The sequence below is a fragment of the Pseudomonas sp. A genome, from assembly GCF_056270345.1.
This window is the reverse complement of sequence record NZ_CM149873.1, coordinates 4,582,217-4,605,000: the sequence shown is the minus strand read 5'-3', so window position 1 is coordinate 4,605,000 and position 22,784 is coordinate 4,582,217. Positions and strand designations below refer to the sequence as shown.

Here is a 22,784-nt window from a genome sequence, read left to right as displayed (position 1 = left end):
ACGGGGCTCAAACCATGCACCGAAGCTACGGGTATCACCTTTTGGTGATGCGGTAGAGGAGCGTTCTGTAAGCCTGTGAAGGTGAGTTGAGAAGCTTGCTGGAGGTATCAGAAGTGCGAATGCTGACATGAGTAACGACAATGCGAGTGAAAAACTCGCACGCCGAAAGACCAAGGTTTCCTGCGCAACGTTAATCGACGCAGGGTTAGTCGGTCCCTAAGGCGAGGCTGAAAAGCGTAGTCGATGGAAAACAGGTTAATATTCCTGTACTTCCAGTTATTGCGATGGAGGGACGGAGAAGGCTAGGCCAGCTTGGCGTTGGTTGTCCAAGTTTAAGGTGGTAGGCTGAGATCTTAGGCAAATCCGGGATCTCAAGGCCGAGAGCTGATGACGAGTGCTCATTAGAGCGCGAAGTGGTTGATGCCATGCTTCCAAGAAAAGCTCCTAAGCTTCAGATAACTGGGAACCGTACCCCAAACCGACACAGGTGGTTAGGTAGAGAATACCAAGGCGCTTGAGAGAACTCGGGTGAAGGAACTAGGCAAAATGGCACCGTAACTTCGGGAGAAGGTGCGCCGGTGAGGGTGAAGCACTTGCTGCGTAAGCCCACGCCGGTCGAAGATACCAGGCCGCTGCGACTGTTTATTAAAAACACAGCACTCTGCAAACACGAAAGTGGACGTATAGGGTGTGACGCCTGCCCGGTGCCGGAAGGTTAATTGATGGGGTTAGCGCAAGCGAAGCTCTTGATCGAAGCCCCGGTAAACGGCGGCCGTAACTATAACGGTCCTAAGGTAGCGAAATTCCTTGTCGGGTAAGTTCCGACCTGCACGAATGGCGTAACGATGGCGGCGCTGTCTCCACCCGAGACTCAGTGAAATTGAAATCGCTGTGAAGATGCAGTGTATCCGCGGCTAGACGGAAAGACCCCGTGAACCTTTACTATAGCTTTGCACTGGACTTTGAGCTTGCTTGTGTAGGATAGGTGGGAGGCTTTGAAGTGGGGACGCCAGTTCTCATGGAGCCATCCTTGAAATACCACCCTGGCAACCTTGAGGTTCTAACTCAGGTCCGTTATCCGGATCGAGGACAGTGTATGGTGGGTAGTTTGACTGGGGCGGTCTCCTCCCAAAGAGTAACGGAGGAGTACGAAGGTGCGCTCAGACCGGTCGGAAATCGGTCGTAGAGTATAAAGGCAAAAGCGCGCTTGACTGCGAGACACACACGTCGAGCAGGTACGAAAGTAGGTCTTAGTGATCCGGTGGTTCTGTATGGAAGGGCCATCGCTCAACGGATAAAAGGTACTCCGGGGATAACAGGCTGATACCGCCCAAGAGTTCATATCGACGGCGGTGTTTGGCACCTCGATGTCGGCTCATCACATCCTGGGGCTGAAGCCGGTCCCAAGGGTATGGCTGTTCGCCATTTAAAGTGGTACGCGAGCTGGGTTTAGAACGTCGTGAGACAGTTCGGTCCCTATCTGCCGTGGACGTTTGAGATTTGAGAGGGGCTGCTCCTAGTACGAGAGGACCGGAGTGGACGAACCTCTGGTGTTCCGGTTGTCACGCCAGTGGCATTGCCGGGTAGCTATGTTCGGAAGAGATAACCGCTGAAAGCATCTAAGCGGGAAACTTGCCTCAAGATGAGATCTCACTGGAGCCTTGAGCTCCCTGAAGGGCCGTCGAAGACTACGACGTTGATAGGTTGGGTGTGTAAGCGCTGTGAGGCGTTGAGCTAACCAATACTAATTGCCCGTGAGGCTTGACCATATAACACCCAAGCAATTTGCGCCGAGGCCAAATTGTGGTGGTGAAGACGCAAGAACCGAAAGTTCGCGACGAACCACAAATATCGCATATCCGAATTGGCTGGAGTATCCATCTGGATGTTCTGGCAACAGAATTTCTTGACGACCATAGAGCATTGGAACCACCTGATCCCATCCCGAACTCAGCAGTGAAACGATGCATCGCCGATGGTAGTGTGGGGTTTCCCCATGTGAGAGTAGGTCATCGTCAAGATTCATTTCGCAAAACCCCTATCTGCGCGAGCAGGTAGGGGTTTTGTCTTTTCTGCGTTGCAAAATAAACACAGTCTCCCCCTGTAGGAGCGGCCTCGCGCCGCGAAAGGGCCGCAACGCGGCCCCGGCGATATCAGCGTGATGCACAAACCCCGGAGCCGCTACGCGCCCCTTTCGCGGCACAAGGCCGCTCCTACAGAGGGGGCGCGTTGCGTCTTTCAGCCCCGCGCCAACTCGGCCAGATGCGCCTTGGCCTCTTCGCTCTTGAGCACCAGCACATCGCTTTCCAGCGAGTCCAGCACCACCTCCGCGGTATTGCCGATCAGCGCGCCGGAAATCCCGGTTCGGGCCACTGTGCCGATAACGGTTACCACCGCATCATATTTCTTCTCGGTATAGGGAATCAGCACATCGGCGGGCCCTTCCGCGACGTGCAAACACTTGTCGCTGATACCGAACTCAGCCTGGAACGCGCGGCAGGCGTCGCGGTAACGCTTCTCGATGGTCTCGCTGAGTTGATAGACAGGGTCCGACGCCGACAGCATGGGCGAGGGGTGGGCGCTGATCACGTGCAGCTCACCCTTGGCCAGGCTGGCAATGGCATAACCGTGGTCGACGATACTGGCATGTAACAAACGATGGGATTCATCCTGGTTGCCCACATCCACGGCAGCCAGGATGACGCCACCCGTCCAAGGCCGCTCGCTTTTGACCATTAACACTGCGGCTGGGCATTGACGCAGTAACTTCCAGTCGCTGGGGGTCAGCAATGCCTTCTTCAGTGGGTTATCCGGTCGATGTTCCTTGATCACCAAGTCGCACCCTTCAGCTTGCTGCACAGCAATGATTGATTCATGCAAGATGTCATGGCGACTCTGTTCGTAGGTGACTTTGTCGTACCCATCATCATGCAGCTGGCTGCTGAGCAAGCTGAGCAGCGCGTCATGATCCTGTTTCTTGTCGCACATCAACAGGTGCAGGCGCGCGCCGGTTACCCCGGCGATCAGCTTGGCCCGGGTCAGGGCACGGCTGTGGGCGTGCTCGGGGTCGAGGACGACAAGGATGCTGCGTACGGCTTGCATGGGCGTGAACTCCCTTCAGAATGGCGGCCAATGCCTGACTATAGACGGCGCCGCTGCCGCCGCCGCTTGATATGTATCAAGCATAGTCACTGGCACTCGGCACGGTCGCCGGTATAATCCCCGGTCCTGCCGATGTCCTGTGTGATTGTGAGTGCCATGTCCCTGATTCCTGAAATCGACGCCTTCCTCGGTTGCCGTACCCCTGATGCCTGGATCGAGGCGGCGCTGGCCGACCAGGAGACCCTGCTGATCGATCACAAGAACTGCGAGTTCAAGGCGGCCAGCACCGCGCTGAGCTTGATCGCCAAATACAACACCCACCTCGACCTGATCAACATGATGTCGCGCCTGGCCCGCGAGGAACTGGTGCACCACGAGCAGGTGTTGCGCCTGATGAAGCGCCGGGGCGTGCCGCTGCGGCCGGTCTCGGCCGGGCGCTATGCTTCGGGCCTGCGGCGGCTGGTGCGCGCCCATGAGCCGGTCAAGCTGGTGGATACCCTGGTGGTGGGGGCTTTTATCGAGGCGCGCAGTTGCGAGCGCTTCGCCGCCCTGGTGCCGCACCTGGACGAAGAACTCGGCACCTTCTACCACGGCCTGCTCAAGAGCGAGGCACGGCATTACCAGGGCTACCTGAAGCTGGCCCACCAGTATGGTGACGAAGCGGATATCGCCCAGGTGGTGGAGCAGGTGCGCGAGGCCGAGGTCGGGCTGATTACTTCACCCGACCAGGAACTGCGCTTCCACAGTGGAATTCCGCTGGCGCAAGCCGCCTGAGCTACTGGCGGCGCCCGAGCAACAAGCCGACCACCAGGCCGAAACCTGCGGAAATCGCCACCGTCTGCCAGGGGTGGCCGCCAATGTACTCCTGTGTCGCCTCGACCACCGGTTGTGCCTTCTGGCCCAGTCGGCTGGTGGCGTCGCGCGCCTGGCGCAGCTTCAGCCCCAGTTGCGCGCGCATGCCTTCGGCTTCCTCACCCACCAGCGACGCGCTGTCGCTGAGCAGCTTTTCGGACTCCTCGATCAATGCCTGCAGCTCGCTGAACACCTGATCCTTGATCTGGTCGTTGTTGCCTTGCGCGGCGGTTTTCCTGGCCATGTACACATCCTCGTGAAGGGTTGGGCGTTGAACAGTGGATGCCACGGCGCCGGGAAAGTTGCAGCGGCGTACCGATGGCGCGTCGCTACAGTGTAAGATAGCGCCCATTTTCCAGCGGCAGGTAATACCCCCATGAGTTTCAATCTGGCCAACATGAGCTTCCAGGAACGGGCACAGATCGAGGCAGAGAAGGCCCGTTTGTTCGAGTACTGGCAGAACAACCTGGGCAAGGCCAAGGGTGAGGCCGCTCGGCTGATCGCGGAGAAACCGCGGCGCAAGGGCAAGTGGGCCGAGTGGGTGCGTGCGGAGCTCGACGGCATGTCGCCGGCGGAATTCACCCAACTGGTACGCAGTGAAGTGAACAAGATGATGGCCGCCGCCAGCACCAGCCGCTGAGGCAGGCGAACACTTGCGGTGCGGGGTGCGCACCTTTCGGCTTTCTTCTGACAGGAGTCCCCAGGATGCCAAGATCCATCGTTGCCGCCCTGCAGATCGGCTCGCTGCCTGCGGGCAAGGCTGCCACCCTGGAACAGATCCTCGGCTACGAGCAGGCCATCCGCGAGGCCGGTGCCAGCCTGGTGGTGATGCCCGAGGCGTTGCTCGGCGGCTACCCGAAAGGCGAGGGGTTTGGTACCCAGCTCGGTTATCGCCTGCCCGAGGGGCGTGAAGCCTTCGCCCGCTATTTTGCCAACGCCATCGATGTACCGGGTGCCGAAACCGAGGCGCTGGCCGGGCTGTCGGCGCGCACCGGGGCGAGCCTGGTGCTTGGCGTGATCGAGCGCAGCGGCAATACCCTGTACTGCACCGTGCTGTTCTTCGAGCCTGAAGGCGGCCTGGTGGCCAAGCACCGCAAGCTGATGCCCACCGGCACCGAGCGGCTGATCTGGGGCAAGGGCGACGGCTCCACGCTGCCGGTCGTGGAGAGCCGCGCCGGGCGCATCGGCGCGGCGATATGCTGGGAGAACTACATGCCCCTGCTGCGCACTGCCATGTACGCCAAGGGCGTGCAGCTGTGGTGCGCGCCGACGGTGGATGAGCGCGAGCTGTGGCAGGTCAGCATGCGCCATATCGCCGCCGAAGGACGCTGTTTCGTCATCAGTGCCTGCCAGGTGCAGGACTCACCGGCGGCGCTCGGCCTTGAGGTGGCCAACTGGCCGGCAGACCGGCCGTTGATCAACGGTGGCAGCGTGATCGTCGGCCCCCTCGGCGAGGTACTCGCTGGGCCCCTGGTAGGTGAACGAGGGTTGCTTTGTGCCGAGGTCGACACCGATGAGTTGGTACGTGCACGTTACGACTTCGATGTGGTCGGCCACTATGCACGGCCGGATGTGTTCGAACTCAGCGTGGATGAACGTCCACGCCCCGGTGTGCGCTTTGTCGGTTCCGCCGCTCCTGGCGAGTGATCGTTCGCTTACCTGAACAACAGGTTTACCAGCCGGCACTTGTGGCGGCGGGCAGGTCCAGCTTGCCTTTGTCGGTGAAGCGCATTGTCCCGAGCGTGCCGCCCGCCAGCTTGCCGCGCAATACATAGGGCAGGCCTTGCAGGGACTCCACCCGGCTCAGGCCATAGGCCTGGCGCAGGAAGGCGAAGGCGGTGATGCTCACCGGCACCACGATCACCGCCTCGTCGTAGCGACCGATATGCCCGCGTTGATCACTCACTCCGGCGGCCAGGGGCTGGTCGTTGACTTCCAGGTTGAGGGCGATGCCGTTGAAGTCCACCGGGGTTTCGTTGGGGTTCTGCACGCGGATCTTCACCGCCATGCGCAGCTCCAGGTCCTGGCCGGGCAAAGGATCGATGCCGATCACGCTGATGTTCAGCGGGTCACGGCCCTGGAACAGGGCGCAGGCACTCAGGCCAAGGGTCAGCAGCAGGATCAGGCAGGCGCGGGCATACATGGTGATAGGGTCTCGGGACACGGGCGAGTCCTCAGTGTGGCAAATGCGTGGCGCCGCTATCAAGGAATGTGCGGCTCCTGTGGGAGCGGGATTGCCCGCGATGGGCCGCAAAGCGGCCCCAATTCAAACGAATACACTGCGCAGATCCTCCATGAACGCCTGCTGCGCTTCACCTGGCTCCTGCCCACGGTGCCGCGCCAAGGTGAACGGCACCACGAAATCCAGTGTCGGGTCCAGTGCCCGCAACAACCCCTGGGCCTCCCAGGACGCGGCGCAGTGGCAGGGCAGGTAGCCGATATGGCGTCCCGACAGGATCAACGTCAGCGCGCTGTCGATCTGCTCCGCCACCGCCAGGCTGCGTCGGCTCTGGAAGGGTTCGCCCTGCTTGAGAAAGCGGTAGGGATGGCAGACCTGGTCGGCCTCCAGCAATTGCTTGCGACTGACCTGGACCTGGTCGAACAGCTCATGCCCCTGGCCGCAGTAGAGTCGCTGGCGTTCCTCGAACAATGGCAGGTAATCGAATGCCGCCTGGTTGCCGGAGAAGTAACTGATGGCGCAGTCCAGGCGCTGTTCCAGCAACAACCGTTCGAGCTCGGCGGGTGGCGCGCTGGTCAGTTCCAGGCGGACATGCTCGTCGCGTTGGCGAAAACGGGCGATGGTCCGGGCCAGGCGCAAGGTGACCTCGCGGTCCTGGTTCTCGGCCAGGCCGATGCGCAGCGTGCCGAGCAAGCGTCCGGCCACGCCGTTGGCCTGCTGGCGGAACTGCTCGATCTGCAGCAACAGGCCGCGGGTCGCCTGGAGCAGCAGCTCGCCTTTCTCGGTCAGCCGGAAACCGCCCTTGCCACGGCTGCACAGGCGATAGCCCAGGCGGGTCTCCAGCCTGGCCATCTGCTGGCTGATGCTGGGCTGGCTGAGCCCCAGCACGCCCTGGGCGGCGCTGAAGCCGCCGGCCTCGACTACAGTGACGAACAGCCGCAGCAGGTGCAGGTCCGGGTCGTGCAATTGTCCGAGCATCACATTGATCCTGGTGAATGTCAGCTTCGCAAAGTTGCCATTTTTACAATGTAACCCGGCAGGCATGCTGGCGGCATCCACCCCCACGCCGAGGTGCCCGCCATGCGTCGAACGTTGTGCCTGCTTTCATTGTTGATCGCCCTGCCGCTGCAGGCCGAGGAGAAGGTCGTCAACCTGTACAGCTGGGCCGACTATGTCGCCCCGCAGACCCTGGCGCGGTTCGAGCAGGAAACCGGCTACAAGGTCCGCTACGACACCTTCGACACCACCGAGGTGCTGGAGACCAAGCTGCTCACCGGCGGCAGCGGCTACGACGTGGTGGTGCCGTCGGCCACGGTGCTGGCCCGGGCGCTCAAGGCCGGCGCCCTGCAGCCGCTCGAGGCGCAGGCGATGCCCGGCTACGCCAACCTCGACCCGGACCTGCTGGCCAAGCTGGCCGAGGCCGACCCCGGCAACCGCCATGCCGTGCCATACACCTGGGGTACGCTGGGGCTGGGGGTGAATGTCGAGGCCGTGCGCCAGCGCCTGGGCGATGTGCCGCTGGACAGCCTCGACCTGTTGTTCAAGCCCGAATACGCCAGCCGCCTGAAGGACTGCGGGATCGCCATGCCGGACTCGCCCCAGGAGGTAATCGGCCTGACCCTCAACTACCTGGGCAAGGACCCGTACAGCCAGAGCAAGGCCGACCTGGACGCCGCCCAGGCACTGTTGCAGCAGTTGCAGCCGTCGATCAGCTACGTGGCCAACGGCCGCCAGATCAACGACCTGGCCAACGGCAGCGTGTGCCTGGCGCTGACCTACAACGGCGACGCTGCCATGGCCGCCGACCAGGCCCGTCGCGCCGGCAAGCCGTTCGAGCTGATCTACCGCATCCCCCGCGAGGGCACCCTGGTCTGGCAGGACAACCTGGTGATCCCCAAGGACGCGCCGCACCCCGAGGCGGCCCGTGCCTTCATCGCCTTCATGTTGCGCCCAGAATCGGTGGCGGCCCTGACCAACACGCTGTTCTTCGCCAACGCCAACCAGGCCGCGACGCCGCTGGTGGATGCGGCGATCCGCAATGACCCGGACATCTACCCGCCGGCCGAGGTGCGCCAGCGCCTGTTCGCCGACCGCAGCATGGCGCTGTCCGACCTGCGCCAGCGCAACCGCCTGTGGACCACCTTCCGCAGCCGCCAGTGAACAACAACGACAGGAGACAGACCGTGGACCTCGCCCAGGACAACGACCAGGCCATGACCCGTGACAGCCTCTACGGCACCGCCGCCGAGAGCACCTATGCCGGTATCACCAGTTTTTCCCGGCGCCGCTATAGCCGCGACCTGCGCGGTGTCGACGTGGTGGTCAGCGGTGTGCCGTTCGACACCGCCACCAGTAACCGCCCCGGCGCGCGCTTCGGCCCGCGGGCGATCCGCAACGCCTCGGTGCAGCAAGCCTGGGCCCGACACTGGCCCTGGACGTTCGACCCGTTCGATCACCTGGCGGTGATCGACTACGGCGACTGCGCGTTCGACAGCGGCACGCCCGCGTCGGTGCCGGACAGCATCGAGGCGCACGCCGAGCACATCCTCGAGGCCGGCTGCGCCATGCTCACCCTGGGTGGCGACCACTTCATCAGCTATCCGCTACTCAAGGCCCATGCCCGCCGGCATGGCCCGCTGGCGCTGGTGCACTTCGACGCCCACAGCGACACCTGGCCGGATGAGGAGGGCAAGCGCATCGACCACGGCACCATGTTCTGGCACGCGGCGCGCGAAGGCCTGGTGGACCCGGCGCACTCGGTGCAGATCGGCCTGCGCACCACCAATGACGACAGCCAGGGGTTCGCCATCCTCGATGCCCGCCAGGTACATCGTTCGGGCACCGAGGCGATCATCGCGGCTATCCGTCAGCGGGTGGGGGAGCGGCCGGTGTACCTGACCTTCGACATCGACTGCCTGGACCCGGCCTTCGCGCCCGGTACCGGCACGCCGGTATGCGGTGGGCTGAGCACGCTGCAGGCGCTGGAGATCCTCGGCGGCTTGCGCGGGATCAACCTGGTGGGCATGGACCTGGTGGAGGTGGCGCCGGCCTATGACCATGCCGATATCACCGCGCTGGCCGGGGCGACGCTGGCGATGGAGATGCTGTGCCTGTACGCGGCGCGGCACAAGGTGGATAAAGCCGGCTGACACCGGGGCTGCATGGCCGCCCCAAGGGGCCATACTGAAACATCAGGACCCATATTCATCCTTTTGCGTCGAACCCTGCGCGCTTTAGGCTATCCAACCCTGGAGCGCGCCTTTTCGTACCGGAGGTGAAGCATGAACCCCACCCTGCCAATCCTGGGCCTCGGCCTGTTGCTGGCCATGCCGCTCCAGGCGGCGCCCCTGCCGGCGCCGTTGCTCGCCGCCAACGACAGCAACAACCCGTACAACAGCCCGATCATGCGTGCCAACCCCAACAGCCGCCAGGGCAGCGTGCCCGCCACGCCGCCGGTGCGCGGCCCGTCCACGCAACCCAACCCGCGCCCGCCGACTCTCGACAACCGCGGTATCGGCAATGGCGACAACCTGCGCCGCGAGCAGCAGACCCCGAACCTGGAACCCACCCGGCCACCACGCGATTCGCTGCGCGTGCCGTGAGCCCCTTCGAAGGAATCGAGCATGACGCCACGTACCTGGTTGACCACCCTGGCCGCCGCCAGCCTGTTTCCGCTGTTGGCCCAGGCGGCCGCCGAGCAGGAATTTCCCAGTGAAGCGGGGCAACTGACCGTCAGCACTGTCGCCGACGGCCTGCGCAACCCCTGGGCCCTGGCCTTTCTGCCGAGTGGCAAGGACATGCTGGTGAGTGAACGCCCCGGCAACCTGCGCATTGTCAGTGCAGAGGGCAAGGTCGGCCCGCCATTGTCCGGCGTGCCCAAGGTGTGGGCCGAAGGCCAGGGTGGCCTGCTCGACGTGGTGCTGTCGCCGGACTTCGACAAGGACCGAACGGTCTATCTGTCGTTTGCCGAAGAAGGCCCCGACGGCAAGGCGGGGACTGCGGTCGGCCGTGGCCAGCTGTCCCAGGACCGGGCCCGTCTGGAGAACTTCACGGTGATTTTCCGCCAGCAGCCCAAGCTCTCGGAAGGCAACCATTTCGGTTCGCGGCTGGTATTCGACCGCGACGGTTACCTGTTCATCGCCCTGGGCGAGAACAACCAGCGGCCCACCGCCCAGGACCTGGACAAGCTGCAGGGCAAGATCGTGCGCATCCTGCCCGATGGCGAGGTACCCAGGGACAACCCCTTCGTCGGCCGCGACAATGTGCGCCCGGAGATCTGGTCGTTCGGCCACCGCAACCAGCAGGGCGCGGCGTTGAACCCCTGGACCGGCCAGCTGTGGACCCACGAGCACGGCCCCCGTGGCGGCGACGAGATCAACATTCCACGGCCCGGCAAGAACTACGGTTGGCCGATCGCCACCCATGGCATCAATTACTCGATGCTGCCGATCCCGGAAGCCAAGGGCAAGCACGTCGATGGCATGGTCGACCCGCATCATGTGTGGGAGAAGTCGCCGGGCATCAGCGGCATGGCGTTCTATGACAGCCCGACCTTCAAGGCGTGGGAACACAACCTGTTCATTGGCGCCCTGGCGACCCAGGAGTTGATCCGTTTGCAGCTCGATGGTGACAAGATCGTGCATGAAGAACGCTTGTTGGGCGATCTCAAGGCGCGGATCCGCGATGTGCGGGTGGGGCCGGATGGTTATGTGTATGTGCTGACCGATGCCAAGGACGGGGCATTGCTGAAGGTGGGCTTGAAGGACGGGTGATGGCTGAGGGGGCCTATCGCGGGGCAAGCCCGCTCCCACGCACGATAGGGGCGAAAGTGTCGTACCATGGCCGGCATGACGCCAGAATCCCTCTACCTCCAGGCCCTCACTGAACGCGGCTACTTTCCCGACCCGGACCAGGCGGCCGCCGTCACCGCATTGCAGGCCTGCTTCGATGCCCTGGGCCAGGACAAGCCGACCCAGGGCCTGTACCTCTGGGGCCCGGTGGGCCGTGGCAAGACCTGGTTGATGGACCTGTTTCACCGTTCGTTGTCGCTACCTGCCCGGCGCCAGCACTTCCATCACTTCATGGCCTGGGTCCACCAGCGCCTGTTCCAGCTCAACGGCACCGCCGACCCGCTCAAGGCCCTGGCCCGCGAGTTGGCTGGCGAGATTCGCGTGCTGTGTTTCGACGAGCTGTTCGTCAGCGATATCGGTGATGCGATCATCCTCGGCCGGTTGTTCCAGGTGTTGTTCGACCAGGGCGTAGTAATCGTCGCCACCTCCAATCAGCCCCCCGACCAACTGTACCGCGACGGCTTCAACCGCGAGCGCTTCCTGCCGGCCATTGCCGCCATCAAGCAGCATATGCGCGTGCTGTCGGTGGCCGGAGAGCAGGACCATCGCCTGCACCCGGGGGCACGGCTGCAACGCTACTGGGTGGCGCCAGCGGGAGGTGGCGGGGCGCTGGCGGCGGTGTTCGACCAGTTGAGCCCGGATGATCCCGGCAGCGCGCAGGCCCTGCAGGTCGGTTCGCGCCACGTGCGGGTCGTGCGCCACAGCCCGCGGGCGCTCTGGTGCCGATTTGCCGATCTGTGCGAGCAGCCCCTGGCCGCCATGGACTTCATGGCATTGTGCGAGCGTTACCCGGCCATTCTGCTGAGTGATGTGCCGGCTCTGAGTGGTGTGCAGCAGGCCGGGCGTATCGCCCGAGGCACCGAGGATGGCGCCGCCCGTGTCGAGGCCGGAGACCGCGAACTGCCGACGTTGGCGCCCAAGGATGACAGCGTGCGGCGTTTCATCGCGCTGGTCGACGAGTGCTACGACCGGCGGGTCGCGTTGTACCTGGAGGCCGAGGTCCCGCTGGAAGCGCTCTACACTCAAGGGTATCTGGCGTTCCCGTACCAACGGACCCTGAGCCGGCTACGGGAGATGCAACTGCAACGCTTCGCCTGAAGGAGTCGACCATGGAGCCGCTGTCGCATCATCTGCTGACCCAGGCCTACAACAATGGCTGGGCCAACCACCGCCTGTACAAGGCTTGCCTGCAACTGACCCAGGACGAGTTCGTCGCCCCTCGTTGCAGCTTCTTCCCCTCGATCAAGGCCACCCTCAACCACCTGTTGACGGTGGACTGGTTCTACCTGGACGCGCTGGAGTGCGAGCAGCGCGGGGCAACGCCCGACCCGGACGGCGAGCGCTTCTTCGTGCCCGAGCAGCCTTTCGCTACCTGTACCGACCTGCAAGCCCAGCAGGCCCAGGCCGACCAGCGGCTGATCGCTTACTGCCGGCAATTGCGCGATGACCAACTCGGGCGCTATGTCAGCATCGTGCGGCCGGAGCGGATGCAGCATGAGCCGCGCCTGCGCTTGCTGTCGCACCTGTTCGAGCACCAGATCCACCACCGCGGCCAGGTGCACGCGATGCTCAGCGACACGGCGGTCAGGCCTCCGCAACTGGACGAATTCTTCTGCGAAGAGGAGGCCTCGCTGCGCGCCGAGGACTTTGCCGCCCTGGGGTGGAGCGAAGCGCAGATCTGGGCGCAGCGCTGAACGCCATTCAGGGTGTTTCGCCGTCGGCCAGATCATGGGCGGCCTGAACCAGCTGTTCCAGTTGGTGATGCACCATGGCGCGGTCCATCTGCATCAGGGATTGGCGGTTCCATAGCACCTGGCAGCCCGTGATCGGGTCGAGGCCGAGCACGGGCTTGCAGGCGTCCTGGCAGAACAGGTTCTGCTGGCCCCAGCGTACGTCGTCGATGGCGGGTAGTTCGATGAACATCAGCAACTGGTCGGCGGGGTGCTCGGTCACGTTGCACACATGGGTGCCTACCCGCAGGCTGATCACCGGCTCGAAGGCCACTGGGGGATCCAGCTTCAAGGCCGCGTACAGCTGGGTCAACGCATAGTCATAGTTTGTGCCTGGCATGGCGAGTTCTCGTTGGAGGGGACCGCCACGGTAACGACCACGCTGCTTGCCCGACTATCGGAGGCTGTCGTCGTTTTTTAGCTGCTGGCTGTCGCTCACTTTCTGCCGTGCGCCAGGTTCAGCGAACTTCCTACAGATGGTGGCGAAATGCCTCCGCCCATTCCAGGACAATCCCTGCGTTCAAGCAGGGGAGGGCATCGTAGCCTATGGCCATGTCTACACCCGTTGAGCTTCGACGTGGTGTGTAAAGGGGTCTACGGGAAGTACGGCCTGGTGCGAGAGGGATTTCTCCAGTTGAGGACTGGTGTGTGCAAGGGCGGCAGTTGGATGTTGTCGGGGCGGGTTTTGCGTCCCAGGGGCAGGAAGGCTTCTACGCGATCATGGCAGGCGAGCTGGCCGTGCGCGAAAAAGACAATGTCATCGATCTACAGGCCGGCGAGCTGCTGTTCGTCAAGCGTGGCACCTACCTGGTGGCGACCCGATGGCAGGCGTGCCAGGTGCTGTGGCTGCCGCTGGACGTGAATTTCGTGCAGGCGTTCATGCAGCGCCACGGCCAGGAACTGAGCCATCTCGAGCGCTGCGGCGAGCCCGGTGTGAATACCTTGCGGCTTCACCCCTGCACCGCGGCGCAGGAATGCGTGACCCGCCTGGCGGGGCTCGAAGGCGAGGGGACCTCGTCGATGCTGGCAATGCTGCGCCTGGAGGAGTTGCTGTTGCTGCTGGTGTTCGGGGCGCAGGGCCGGGCATTGCTGGCAGCCCTGCGGCAGCAGGGCAATCGCCATGTCGATCGCCTGCACGCCTTCATGGAGCAGCACTACCTGCGCGAGTGGCGCCTGGACCAGTACGCCGAGGCCTTCGGGCTGGGCCTGACGGCATTCAAGAGCCTGTTCTGCTCCTTCTACAACTGCTCGCCGCGGGCCTGGATCACCGAGCGCCGGATTGTCCACGCGCATCATCTGCTGCTGAACACGCGCATGAGCATTGTCGACATCGCCATGGAAAGCGGCTTTTCCAGCCAGTCGTATTTCAGCCAGAGCTATCGCCGGCGTTTCGGTTGCACGCCCAGCGACGCCCGTCGCTAGACGCCAACCCCTACCTCGCATGGACAAGACCCGTATGAACAGACTTTCCACGCAGCTGGCCCGCCGGCTGGGCATGGCGCCATGGCTGGCCGATGATGCTGGCGGCTACCACCTGTGCATTGATGGCCATGGCCTGCGGCTCGAACCGCGTGGCGTACGGCTGGTGGTTCGCAGCTCGCTATCGTCGGTGGTTGGTCAAGGCGCCAGTCTCGACCAACAGGTCCTGCGCCGCCTCTCGGGCATGCTCGTTGCGTGGGCTGCGCAGTGCCCGCAGCGGTTGGCACTGACACCTGAGGGAGAACTGCTGCTTGAGGCCTGGATAGACCTGTCAAAGGGCGATGTGGATGCCCTTGAGCATGTGCTCGGGGTTCAGCTCGCCCTGCTGAATGTCCTGTGCGCGTTCCGTCGCGGCCCGACACCCCTGATTGCCCGTGGAGCAAGCGTATGGCTGCCATGAGATCGCTTGCCACCGGTCTGGCAGCCCTGCTGGCCAGTCTTGTCGTCCAGGGCGAGCCGCTGGACTGGGCGGACGAGCCGTTCCACTACATCGCCCAGGGCGAGAGCCTGCGCGATGTGCTGACCAATTTTGCCACCAACTATCAAGGTTCGGTGGTGGTCAGCGACAAGGTCAGGGACCAGGTTAGCGCCACCTTCGAGCAGCCGGACCCGCAGGCGTTTCTCGAGCAGGTCGCGGTGCTCTACAACCTGGCCTGGTACTACGACGGCGCGGTGCTGCATGTCGACAAGTCGAGCGAAGTGCAGACCCGCCTGATCCACCTGGACAGGGTACGCGAGCCGCAACTACGTGCGGCGCTCCAGGAGGGTGGTGGCTGGACCTCGCGCTTTGCCTGGCGTGCCACGTCGGGTGGACGGCTGGTGTATGCGTCGGGACCGCCCCGCTATCTGGACCGGGTTGAGCAGACCGTCAAGGCCCTGGAGCAGCAGGCCAGCCTGCAGGATGAACTGGGTGGCAGCCTGAGCGTCGAGGTGATCCCACTCCGGCATGCGGTGGCCGTGGACCGCGAGATCGACTATCGCGAACAGAAGGTGGCGGTGCCCGGCGTGGCCACGCTCCTTTCCCGGGTGCTGGCCGATGCCAATGTGGTGGCGGTCGACGGCCAGTCCGTGGGAGAGGGCGCGCCCGTGCGTGCCGGCCGGGCCGTGGTCCAGGCCGAACCGTCGATCAATTCCATCATCGTGCGTGATCACGCCGAGCGCCTGCCCATGTACCGGCGCCTGGTCATGGCGCTGGACCGGCCGGCGGCGCGGATAGAGGTAGGCCTGACGATCCTCGATATCAACGCCGAACACCTGGATGAGCTGGGCGTGGAATGGCAGTTCGGAGTCGGTAAGCATCAACTGATGGACATCCGAACCCAAGCGGGATTGGCGCAAACCACGTTGGCTGGCAGCCTGGTCGATAGTCGGGGATTGAACCGGCTGCTGGCCAAGATCACCCTGATGCAGGGCGAGGGTCATGCCCAGGTGGTATCACGCCCGACCTTGCTGACCCAGGAAAACACCCTGGCGGTGATCGATCACAGCGAAACCTACTATGTGCGGGTGATGGGCGAGCGGGTGGCCGAGCTCAAGGCCATTACCTACGGCACCTTGCTGAAGATGACGCCACGCCTGATCCGCAGCGCGGACCGGCCGGAAATCAGCCTGAGCCTGCATATCGAGGATGGCAGCCAGAAGCCCAACAGCACCGGGTCCGATGGCATTCCCACCATCAGCCGCACGGTCATCGACACGCTGGCCCGGGTAGACCTTGGGCAGAGTCTGATGATCGGCGGCATACATCGCGACGAGACGAGCGAAAGCATCCGCAAGGTCCCGTTGCTGGGTGACATTCCCTTCCTGGGCGCCTTGTTCCGCTATCAGTCGAGCAACACCCGTCGTTCGGTGCGCCTGTTCCTGATCGAGCCGAGGCTGATTGACCCCGGGCTTGGCGAGCGTGCCTGATATGACCTGGAAACTGCGGCTCTACAGCGGTTTGAATGCCGGCGCCGAGGTGTCCCTGATGCCTGGGCGGGTGGTCATCGGCGCCGATCCGGCCCAGGCCGACCTGGTGCTGGCGGATACGGGCATTGCCGCCATTCACCTGGTGCTGATGGTCGAGGCCGGTGGCGTACGCTTGCTGGAGTGGGGTTCGAGCGAAGCACCCACCCAGGATGGACGAGAGGTGGCAGCGCAGGCCGAACTCCAGGCATTGGCGACTCAATGTTGCGGTCCGCTGCAGTGGGCCTTCTGCAATCAAGACGACCTGTTCGCCGAGTGGCTTCCCGCGCAGCGTTCTCGGTCAGGCTTGCGCCACGGCTGGTTCATGGTGCCGGGTGCCGGGTTGCTTTTGCTGCTCGTGTTGCTCACGCGATTGTTGATTGCCGACGCTGAGGCACAGGACACGCCAACAGCAGTGGTAGCGCCCGTCGAGCAACCGCCCCAGCCCCAGGAGCAAGCCCGGACGCGGCTGGCGCAACTGCTGCGCGAATGGCGCCTGGAGGACACCTTGAGCGTGACCGACCAGGGACACACCCTGGTGCTGCGCGGGGCGCTGCGCGAGCGCCAGCTCCAGGACTACCAGAACCTGCAGCGACAGTACCGCGAGGCATTCGGCGACCACCCATCATTGCGCTTGGTCGACGAGGGCAGGGCACCTGCGCCCGCGAAACTCGATTTCCCTGTTCGAGGCGTCTCACTGGGGCGGTTGCCCTACGTGACGCTGAGCGACAACCGCCGTTACCCAGTGGGGGCACTGATGCCCTCCGGCATTCGCATCCTGGCGATCGATCGGCAGGCGATCACGCTGAGCAAGGGTGGCCGGGACTACGTGATCAACCTGAAGGAGAGACGGGCAGATGATGGATGAACTCATGTGGGAGGTTCGTGATCCGCGTAAGCAGGCGCGAATGTTCTCGGTGCTGGAGCATGCACGGCAGGCCTGTGCCAGGCAGTTGTCGGAGCCGCTGCCACCTTCCGAGTTCCAGGAATTGCACCAACAACTGGCGGCCCTTGAAGCAGCCTTGAAAATACTCGAGAAACTGGAGGAACACTGAAATGACGAACATCAGCAGCGGCTTCTACGACGGTACCAGCAACACCATGGACATGGTGCACAAGGGGATGGTCGAGCAGGTACAAAAGGCCAACAAGGATGTTCTCGATTCGCTCGAGAAGCTCAACAAGAAAAGTGACGATCCTGCGTTGCTGGCCGACATGCGCCATCGTACGAACATCTGGTCGAACGTGTTCCAGGTCGATGCGACCCTGGGTCAGACCTTCAAGAACACTCTCAGCAGCATCCTGCAGAAGTTCTGAGCATGAACCATTCCGTGAACAATCTGATGGCCCGCCTGGGCCTGCTGGGTGTCGAGCATCGTCACCATGACGAGGCGTTGTGCATCGCGCAATGGCTGGCCCGGGAACCGGCAACCATGGAGGCCGCCTGTGCGATACGCATTGCCAGCCTGATGGGGCAGGGGCGTTGCGAGGAAGCCCTGGCAGAGGGCAACCAGGCACCCTGGCCATCCCTCGAGCCGTGGCTGGCGCTGTGCGAGCGTCAGTTGGGCTACATGGCCGTGCTCGAGCGGCGTCTCGAGGGCATGGCGCAGAGCGGTGATCCTGACCTGGTCCGCTTTGCCCAGGGCATGCGCGCCCAGGTGGTGGCATGAGTCCGCTGGCCTCGGCGCTTGTGTCTGGTGCGCAAGGTGCACTGATCGCGTTGCCCACGCACAGTGATCAAGACGCAGCCGAGTTCCAGGCAAGCCTTGTTGAACATCAAACCCGCGAACAGGTGTCCTCGGAACTGACGCAGCAAACGAGGCTGCAAGTGCTCGCCATGGCGATGGACCTGCTGAATGATTCCTTCACGGTGGAGGGCGACTCATGAATGGCATTACCGAGGTAACCCGGGTTGTCACCGACCTGCAGTCCCTGTCAGCACCGGCTGCCGATTCCCGGCAGGTGGCCGAGTTCGAGCAAGCGCTTTCCGGTGCCGCCGACAGCCCTGGCGATGGACTGCTGCACCAGATAGGACAGCTCCACCAGCAGCATACCGAAGCCCGGCAGGGCGCGCAGGCCAGCCTGGTCTCGCGCACGGGGGACCCCGTGGCACTGATGGACGCCCATTGGTCGCTGATCCGCAGCAACCTGCAGGTAGAGTTGATCGCCAAGGGTGTCGGGCGCACCACGCAGAACATCGAAACCCTCATGAAAGCCCAGTAGGTGTCCTGTGAAAAGATCATGGCAGTGCATGCTGCTTCTGGCAGTGCTGACACTGGGCGGGTGCAGGGTCGAGCTTTACCTTGGCCTCGCCCAGCGCGAGGCCAACGAAATGCTCGCGGTGCTGGACACCGAGGGCATCGCAGCGGTGAAGGCCCAGGACAAGGACGGCAAGGTGAAGATCCTGATCGACGAAGCCGATATCGGCCACGCGGTGGCGGCGCTCAAGCGTCAGGGCTATCCGCGGGAGATGTTCTCCACGGTCAATGACGTGTTTCCCCGGGACAGCCTGATCTCCTCGCCCTTGGAGGAACAGGCGCGGCTGACCTATGTGAAGTCCCAGGAACTGTCGCGGACCTTGTCGGAGATCGATGGTGTACTGGTGGCCCGGGTGCACGTGGTATTGCCGGAGCCCCGTGACGGCCTGCGCGCGCAGGCCGGCGTAGCGTCGGCGTCGATCTTTATCAAACATGCGGCGGATGCGGCGCTGGAGCTGTACATCGGGCAGATGAAACAGCTGTTGAGCAACAGCATCGAAGGCCTGGACTACGAGCGCATCAGCGTGGTGCTGGTGCCGTCGACCCAGGCGCGTCAACCGCTGGCGGGCCTGCGCCATGTCACGCTGTTGTCGATCCAGGTTCTGGAAGGTTCGCGCTGGCGGCTTGTGGCGCTGCTGGGCGTGCTGCTCGGGGTGCTGGTACTGAGCAACCTGGCGCAGTACCTGTGGTGGCGTCAGAGAGCATGACCGAGTTCCAGTTTCGTTACTGCCCGGCGCACTACCTGCATTCGACCCACTGTCCCGAAGCGCTGGATCAGATGGTTCAGGCCTTGCCGTACTGGCGGGAGAGTCGCGAGGTCAACGGCTGGCTGATGTCGGTGCTGGCGCTGTGCGAGCCGTTCGACTTGCCAGAACGACTCGGCAGGCTGGCCCTCTTTTCACAGCCGGCATTGGAGCGGGTGTTGGCCAGTTTGGGCGGCCTGCTGCATGGCCAGGCCATCCGACAAGTACTCGAACGGTCGGGGCAGGCGCGGTTGCGGGCGGCACTCAACCCACAGGGCCTGCGCTATTGCCTGGAAAAGTGGTGTCTCGTCATTGGCCCTTGGCCTGTGGGCTGGCAACAGGCGCTGCCAGCCGGTGACCTGGACGCGTACCTGCCTGGTTGTGGCTTGGCGTTCTGGCTGCAGGCATGCGGTGAGGTCGATTCGGGGTTCGCTCGGCGTCTGAACCTGCGCCTGCCCGCCGTGACTGCAATGCCGACTTGGCCGATGGACGATGAACAACGCGTCCTGGCACGCACCCTTTGCCTGAAAGTGGCCCGAGACAGGAGCCCGGAATGTTGCCATTTATTGAGTTGAATGAGGCCCGGCCGATGATCGACCCGAGCCTGAACGTATTGCGCAGCGCTGACTATCAGCAGTACCTCGATGCCAGCGTACTGACCGAAAACGCACGTCAGCGTGCCCGGGATATCGATGCCCGGGCCGATGCGGTGCTCGAGGAGCATCAGCGGCTCGGGCGGGAGGTCGGGCTGGAAATGGCCGCCATCGAACAGGTGGCGTTGCTGCATGGGACACGCTTGCGCTGCGATGCCTTCTATCGCCAGGTCGACCAGCAGATGAGCGAGGTGGTGCGCCAGGCCGTGTGCAAGGTGCTGGGGGAGTACCCTGATATCGAGCTGACACTGGCCGCGACCCGTCAGGCGCTGGCGCAGGTTCAGCCAATGGAAGCGTTGTTGCTGCACGTAGGGCCCGATCAGTTGCCTGAGGTTCGCCAGCGTTTGGATGAAGTGCTCGCGCTATATCCCGAGGTCGGGCCTGTCGAGGTATGCGCCGATGCCAGGCTAGCGCGAGGCGGCTGTCGTCTGGAGACCGCAGGCTGCGTGATCGATGCCAGTATCGAAGGGCAGTTGGCCGCGTTGCAGCGGGCGCTGACGCAACGGCACCTTGACGATGAGGCTGGAACGCCATGAACGAAGCCGTGTTGGCCGCAGCCGCGCGGGCGATCCGTGATGATCAGGAGCGCGATGCGTTGCTCCAGGTGTTCTGGACACAGCTTCGCCAGCCTGCTCGGAATCTGGCGAGGGAGCGCGCAGAAACCGTGCCTGTGCGCCGGCCATTGCCGCAGCGTGGGATCCTGGTCTAGCGCACCCATCTCCATTGTCCTGGACCTGTGGGAGCAACTGTCTTGCTCAATTTTTAGAATCTGGCGCGATCCCTGTGGGAGCGGGTTTACCCGCGAACACCAGCGAAGCTGGTGCCAACCACCGCGGCGCTTGCTTCGCGGGTAAACCCGCTCCCACAGGGACCTTGGTTTGCCTGTGGTTTACGTTATCTATGCCATCTCCTCCTGCGCCTGCAACCAGCGAATCACCTCGGCCACTGGCTGGATCAACTCGCCGGGAATGTACTGCTCCACCCGGCTGTCGGCGAATAGCGCCCGGGCCAGGGGAATACGTTCGAGCACCGGTACTCCTTCTTCCTCGGCAATCCGCCGCACCAGCAGGGCCTGCTCGTCGGTGTACTTGAGGGTGACCAGCGGCAAGGGTGTTTCCCCGGGTTTGTAGCGCAGGCCCACGGCGATATGGGTCGGGTTGGCGACGATGACCGACGAGCGCCTGACATCCGCGCGCAACGTGCCGTTGTGCATTTCGCGATGGCGCTTGCGGCGCTCGCGCTTGAGCTCGGGGGCGCCCTCCATCTCCTTGTGCTCGCGCTTGACCTCTTCCTTGCTCATGCGCAATTGCTTGAGATGCTGCCAGCGCTCCAGGCCGTAGTCGGCTGCCGAGATCGCCAGGAAACCCACGGCACAGACCCCGATCAGCTTGCCCATCAGGCTGCCCAGCAACGGCAGGATGCACTCGATGCCGCACGATGACACCCGTAGCAGCGTGCGCAGGTGGTCGCTGAGCAGGCCAAGCACCAGCGCGCCGAGCAGCAGTACCTTGAGCGACGACTTGAGGAAGTCGAGCAGGTTCCTGACCGAGAAGATTCGTTTCACCCCCTCCAGTGGACTGACTTTCTTCAGGTCGGGTGAGAGCGACTGGCCGCTGAACACGAAGCCGGTCTGCAGCAGGTTGCCGGCGATGGCGGCGAGCACGGCCGTCAGCAGGAACGGCAGGGTGAGCCATAGCAACTCATGCAGCAGTTGCTCGAGCATCAGCTCCAGCGCTTGGCGAAAGGGCAGGTGGAGCAGGGGGGCGGGGAGCATCATCAGCTCACGCAGATGCCCGAGAAAGTAATCGGGAAAAGCCATGGGCAAAGCAACCAGGTTCAGGATCAGCACTGTGGAGACCAGCTCCTTGCTCTTGGCCACCTGACCGTTGCGGCGTGCATCGCGCAATTTCGCCCGTGTGGGCTGTTCAGTTTTCTCGCTGCTCATGGTTGCTCCAGCAACGGAGCGAGCAGACTTGCCTTGGCCAGCGCGATGGACACCTGATCCTCGGCCAGTGTCATCAGCAGGACCAGGTACGGCACAAGTAGCGCGCTGCAGACCAGGCTCTTGATCGGCATGGACAGGATGAACACGTTCAGCGACGGCGCGAAGCGGCTGACCAGGGCCAGGCCGAATTCGGCGAGGAACATGGCGATCAGCAAGGGTGCTGCGAACAGCACGCACAGGGCCAGCAGGTAATCGAACTGGGCCAGGAAGAAGGTGTTCCACTGGCTGCCGATGTGCGGGTAGAAGCTTGCCACCGGCCAACTGGCGTAACTGCCCAGCAGCGCCCCCAGCAGCCCCAGGAAGGCGCCGCCGGTGAAGAACAGGGTAAGGAGCGTCTGCGCCAGCAAGGTGCCGGTGGGGCTGGTCTGGCTACCCAGCAGCGGGTTGAGGGTGGAGGCCAGGGTGGCGCCGCGCTGGTTGTCGATGAGAAAACCGCAGGCCTCCAGGGCCCAGAACGGGATGACCACCACAAAGCCCAGCAGCAGGCCGAGCAGCACTTCCTTGCCGATCAGCAGCCCCAGCTGCAACCCGTCCAGCTCGGCGGGCAGGGTACCGGCCACGCTGGGGTAGATGAACAGCGCCAGCGAACAGACCACGCCATTGCGCACCAGCGCGCCGCCCAGCACCTGCTTGCCGAGGATCGGCAGCAGGAGGAAACAGCCGAACAAGCGGGGCAGGATCAGGCTGAAGCCCAGCAGCATCTGTTCAAGTGTCTGGACCGTCATCGCACCGAGGGAATCCGGTTGAGCACCAGGTCGGTGTAGCGGTATAGCTCGCTGCCCATCCAGTCGGCGGTGACGAACAGGGTGACGACCACCGCCACCAGCTTGGCGACGAAGCCCAGGGTCTGTTCCTGCACCTGGGTCAACGCCTGCACCAGGGATACCAGGGTGCCCACCAGCGCGGCCATCAATACTGTCGGCAGGGAAAGGACCAGCACCAGCCACAGCGACTGGCTGGCGAAGTGCAACACTTCGGTACTGTGCATG

Annotated in this window: 30 protein-coding genes and 2 rRNA genes (1 of these 32 cut by a window edge); 24 read left to right on the top strand and 8 right to left on the bottom strand. The window is 63.5% G+C overall.

Translation table 11 applies throughout. The features are described 5' to 3' along the window. Together AC0MAZ_RS20615 and rrf are read left to right on the top strand one after the other, a co-directional pair. Positions 1-1,769 (top strand): 23S ribosomal RNA (locus tag AC0MAZ_RS20615); it begins 1,125 nt to the left of the window's first position. A gap of 136 nt (positions 1,770-1,905) precedes the next feature. Beyond that, positions 1,906-2,021, top strand: a 5S ribosomal RNA gene (gene rrf, locus AC0MAZ_RS20610). Between the two features lie 217 nt (positions 2,022-2,238). Here rrf and AC0MAZ_RS20605 read toward each other — a convergent pair. Next, positions 2,239-3,102 carry a universal stress protein gene (locus AC0MAZ_RS20605; RefSeq protein ID WP_475858983.1) on the bottom strand — a complete coding sequence of 288 codons (864 nt, stop codon included), beginning with the start codon at positions 3,100-3,102 and terminating at the stop codon, positions 2,239-2,241. Between the two features lie 156 nt (positions 3,103-3,258). Here AC0MAZ_RS20605 and AC0MAZ_RS20600 point away from each other — a divergent pair, with 156 nt between their 5' ends. Next, positions 3,259-3,876, top strand: a complete 618-nt coding sequence (locus AC0MAZ_RS20600) for a MiaE family protein (RefSeq protein ID WP_232856986.1) — start codon at positions 3,259-3,261, stop codon at positions 3,874-3,876. Position 3,877: 1 nt separating this feature from the next. Here the strand turns inward: AC0MAZ_RS20600 and AC0MAZ_RS20595 are convergent, their stop codons facing one another. Beyond that, a complete protein-coding gene (locus AC0MAZ_RS20595; RefSeq protein WP_031315252.1) occupies positions 3,878-4,198 on the bottom strand; it encodes an ElaB/YgaM/YqjD family protein in 321 nt (106 codons plus the stop codon). Between the two features lie 132 nt (positions 4,199-4,330). On the opposite strand from AC0MAZ_RS20595, the gene AC0MAZ_RS20590 reads away from it, so the two are divergent. Next, positions 4,331-4,594: a hypothetical protein gene (locus tag AC0MAZ_RS20590; RefSeq protein WP_203651948.1), complete on the top strand. Its 264-nt coding sequence runs from the start codon at positions 4,331-4,333 to the stop codon at positions 4,592-4,594. Between the two features lie 65 nt (positions 4,595-4,659). Beyond that, positions 4,660-5,601 (top strand): carbon-nitrogen hydrolase family protein, encoded by a 942-nt coding sequence (locus tag AC0MAZ_RS20585; RefSeq protein WP_475858982.1) that lies wholly within the window; start codon positions 4,660-4,662, stop codon positions 5,599-5,601. A 25-nt stretch (positions 5,602-5,626) separates the two neighbouring features. Here AC0MAZ_RS20585 and AC0MAZ_RS20580 read toward each other — a convergent pair whose 3' ends face one another. Then, positions 5,627-6,097, bottom strand: a complete 471-nt coding sequence (locus tag AC0MAZ_RS20580; RefSeq protein ID WP_203652624.1) for an LEA/WHy family protein — start codon at positions 6,095-6,097, stop codon at positions 5,627-5,629. A 123-nt stretch (positions 6,098-6,220) separates the two neighbouring features. Continuing rightward, entirely contained in the window at positions 6,221-7,111 is an 891-nt protein-coding gene (locus tag AC0MAZ_RS20575; protein ID WP_254464923.1) for a LysR family transcriptional regulator, read from the bottom strand. 102 nt (positions 7,112-7,213) lie between these two features. Between AC0MAZ_RS20575 and AC0MAZ_RS20570 the strand changes: the two genes are divergently transcribed. From AC0MAZ_RS20570 to AC0MAZ_RS20545, 6 genes are all read left to right on the top strand, one after another. Beyond that, on the top strand, positions 7,214-8,293 hold the full coding sequence (locus AC0MAZ_RS20570; RefSeq protein WP_232856989.1) for an extracellular solute-binding protein: 1,080 nt from the start codon (positions 7,214-7,216) through the stop codon (positions 8,291-8,293). A gap of 23 nt (positions 8,294-8,316) precedes the next feature. Continuing rightward, on the top strand, positions 8,317-9,282 hold the full coding sequence (gene speB, locus AC0MAZ_RS20565; protein ID WP_203651955.1) for an agmatinase: 966 nt from the start codon (positions 8,317-8,319) through the stop codon (positions 9,280-9,282). A 132-nt stretch (positions 9,283-9,414) separates the two neighbouring features. Further along, entirely contained in the window at positions 9,415-9,735 is a 321-nt protein-coding gene (locus tag AC0MAZ_RS20560) for a hypothetical protein (protein WP_186735038.1), read from the top strand. A gap of 21 nt (positions 9,736-9,756) precedes the next feature. After that, positions 9,757-10,905, top strand: coding sequence for a PQQ-dependent sugar dehydrogenase (locus tag AC0MAZ_RS20555; protein WP_475858980.1), 1,149 nt, complete (start codon positions 9,757-9,759; stop codon positions 10,903-10,905). 75 nt (positions 10,906-10,980) lie between these two features. Beyond that, on the top strand, positions 10,981-12,081 hold the full coding sequence (gene zapE, locus AC0MAZ_RS20550) for a cell division protein ZapE (RefSeq protein WP_475858978.1): 1,101 nt from the start codon (positions 10,981-10,983) through the stop codon (positions 12,079-12,081). An 11-nt stretch (positions 12,082-12,092) separates the two neighbouring features. Continuing rightward, positions 12,093-12,677, top strand: coding sequence for a DinB family protein (locus AC0MAZ_RS20545; protein WP_232856993.1), 585 nt, complete (start codon positions 12,093-12,095; stop codon positions 12,675-12,677). 7 nt (positions 12,678-12,684) lie between these two features. On the opposite strand, the gene AC0MAZ_RS20540 is transcribed toward AC0MAZ_RS20545, so the two are convergent. Beyond that, entirely contained in the window at positions 12,685-13,053 is a 369-nt protein-coding gene (locus AC0MAZ_RS20540) for a CesT family type III secretion system chaperone (protein ID WP_232856995.1), read from the bottom strand. Positions 13,054-13,433: 380 nt separating this feature from the next. Between AC0MAZ_RS20540 and AC0MAZ_RS20535 the strand changes: the two genes are divergently transcribed. From AC0MAZ_RS20535 to AC0MAZ_RS20475, 13 genes are read left to right on the top strand one after another with little or no spacing between them, the layout of a single operon-like run. Beyond that, positions 13,434-14,135 carry a helix-turn-helix transcriptional regulator gene (locus AC0MAZ_RS20535; protein ID WP_232856996.1) on the top strand — a complete coding sequence of 234 codons (702 nt, stop codon included), beginning with the start codon at positions 13,434-13,436 and terminating at the stop codon, positions 14,133-14,135. Positions 14,136-14,169: 34 nt separating this feature from the next. Next, the gene (locus AC0MAZ_RS20530; RefSeq protein ID WP_232856997.1) at positions 14,170-14,592 is read left to right on the top strand and encodes a CesT family type III secretion system chaperone; all 423 of its coding nucleotides are present in this window, start codon (positions 14,170-14,172) and stop codon (positions 14,590-14,592) included. Then, positions 14,580-16,100 (top strand): type III secretion system outer membrane ring subunit SctC, encoded by a 1,521-nt coding sequence (gene sctC, locus AC0MAZ_RS20525; protein WP_475858976.1) that lies wholly within the window; start codon positions 14,580-14,582, stop codon positions 16,098-16,100. Before AC0MAZ_RS20530 ends, sctC begins: the two co-directional genes overlap by 13 nt. A gap of 1 nt (position 16,101) precedes the next feature. Continuing rightward, a complete protein-coding gene (locus tag AC0MAZ_RS20520; protein WP_475858974.1) occupies positions 16,102-17,004 on the top strand; it encodes an FHA domain-containing protein in 903 nt (300 codons plus the stop codon). Beyond that, positions 16,994-17,191 (top strand): EscE/YscE/SsaE family type III secretion system needle protein co-chaperone, encoded by a 198-nt coding sequence (locus AC0MAZ_RS20515; protein WP_232856998.1) that lies wholly within the window; start codon positions 16,994-16,996, stop codon positions 17,189-17,191. The genes AC0MAZ_RS20520 and AC0MAZ_RS20515 overlap by 11 nt, the downstream gene beginning before the upstream one ends. Before the next feature lies 1 nt (position 17,192). Further along, positions 17,193-17,453, top strand: a complete 261-nt coding sequence (locus AC0MAZ_RS20510; protein WP_232856999.1) for an EscF/YscF/HrpA family type III secretion system needle major subunit — start codon at positions 17,193-17,195, stop codon at positions 17,451-17,453. A gap of 2 nt (positions 17,454-17,455) precedes the next feature. Further along, positions 17,456-17,806, top strand: coding sequence for a YscG family type III secretion system chaperone (locus AC0MAZ_RS20505; RefSeq protein WP_232857000.1), 351 nt, complete (start codon positions 17,456-17,458; stop codon positions 17,804-17,806). Then, a complete protein-coding gene (locus AC0MAZ_RS20500) occupies positions 17,803-18,024 on the top strand; it encodes a hypothetical protein (protein WP_232857001.1) in 222 nt (73 codons plus the stop codon). The genes AC0MAZ_RS20505 and AC0MAZ_RS20500 overlap by 4 nt, the downstream gene beginning before the upstream one ends. Further along, a complete protein-coding gene (gene sctI / locus AC0MAZ_RS20495; RefSeq protein ID WP_203651978.1) occupies positions 18,021-18,359 on the top strand; it encodes a type III secretion system inner rod subunit SctI in 339 nt (112 codons plus the stop codon). Before AC0MAZ_RS20500 ends, sctI begins: the two co-directional genes overlap by 4 nt. Before the next feature lie 28 nt (positions 18,360-18,387). Next, positions 18,388-19,101 (top strand): type III secretion system inner membrane ring lipoprotein SctJ, encoded by a 714-nt coding sequence (gene sctJ / locus AC0MAZ_RS20490; RefSeq protein WP_203651980.1) that lies wholly within the window; start codon positions 18,388-18,390, stop codon positions 19,099-19,101. Then, positions 19,098-19,712, top strand: a complete 615-nt coding sequence (locus AC0MAZ_RS20485) for a SctK family type III secretion system sorting platform protein (protein WP_254464932.1) — start codon at positions 19,098-19,100, stop codon at positions 19,710-19,712. Before sctJ ends, AC0MAZ_RS20485 begins: the two co-directional genes overlap by 4 nt. Continuing rightward, complete coding sequence (locus AC0MAZ_RS20480) at positions 19,691-20,326, top strand: HrpE/YscL family type III secretion apparatus protein (RefSeq protein ID WP_232857004.1); 636 nt, start codon at positions 19,691-19,693, stop codon at positions 20,324-20,326. The genes AC0MAZ_RS20485 and AC0MAZ_RS20480 overlap by 22 nt, the downstream gene beginning before the upstream one ends. Further along, on the top strand, positions 20,323-20,499 hold the full coding sequence (locus AC0MAZ_RS20475; protein WP_203651987.1) for a hypothetical protein: 177 nt from the start codon (positions 20,323-20,325) through the stop codon (positions 20,497-20,499). Before AC0MAZ_RS20480 ends, AC0MAZ_RS20475 begins: the two co-directional genes overlap by 4 nt. A 189-nt stretch (positions 20,500-20,688) precedes the next feature. Here AC0MAZ_RS20475 and sctU read toward each other — a convergent pair whose 3' ends face one another. Genes sctU through sctS form a run of 3 tightly spaced genes read right to left on the bottom strand, consistent with a single transcriptional unit; the run spans position 20,689 to position 22,783 of the window. Further along, the gene (sctU, locus tag AC0MAZ_RS20470) at positions 20,689-21,735 is read right to left on the bottom strand and encodes a type III secretion system export apparatus subunit SctU (protein ID WP_475858970.1); all 1,047 of its coding nucleotides are present in this window, start codon (positions 21,733-21,735) and stop codon (positions 20,689-20,691) included. Then, positions 21,732-22,520 (bottom strand): type III secretion system export apparatus subunit SctT, encoded by a 789-nt coding sequence (gene sctT, locus AC0MAZ_RS20465; RefSeq protein ID WP_475858968.1) that lies wholly within the window; start codon positions 22,518-22,520, stop codon positions 21,732-21,734. Before sctT ends, sctU begins: the two co-directional genes overlap by 4 nt. Further along, entirely contained in the window at positions 22,517-22,783 is a 267-nt protein-coding gene (sctS, locus tag AC0MAZ_RS20460; protein ID WP_232857008.1) for a type III secretion system export apparatus subunit SctS, read from the bottom strand. The genes sctT and sctS overlap by 4 nt, the downstream gene beginning before the upstream one ends. Position 22,784: the final 1 nt, after the last annotated feature.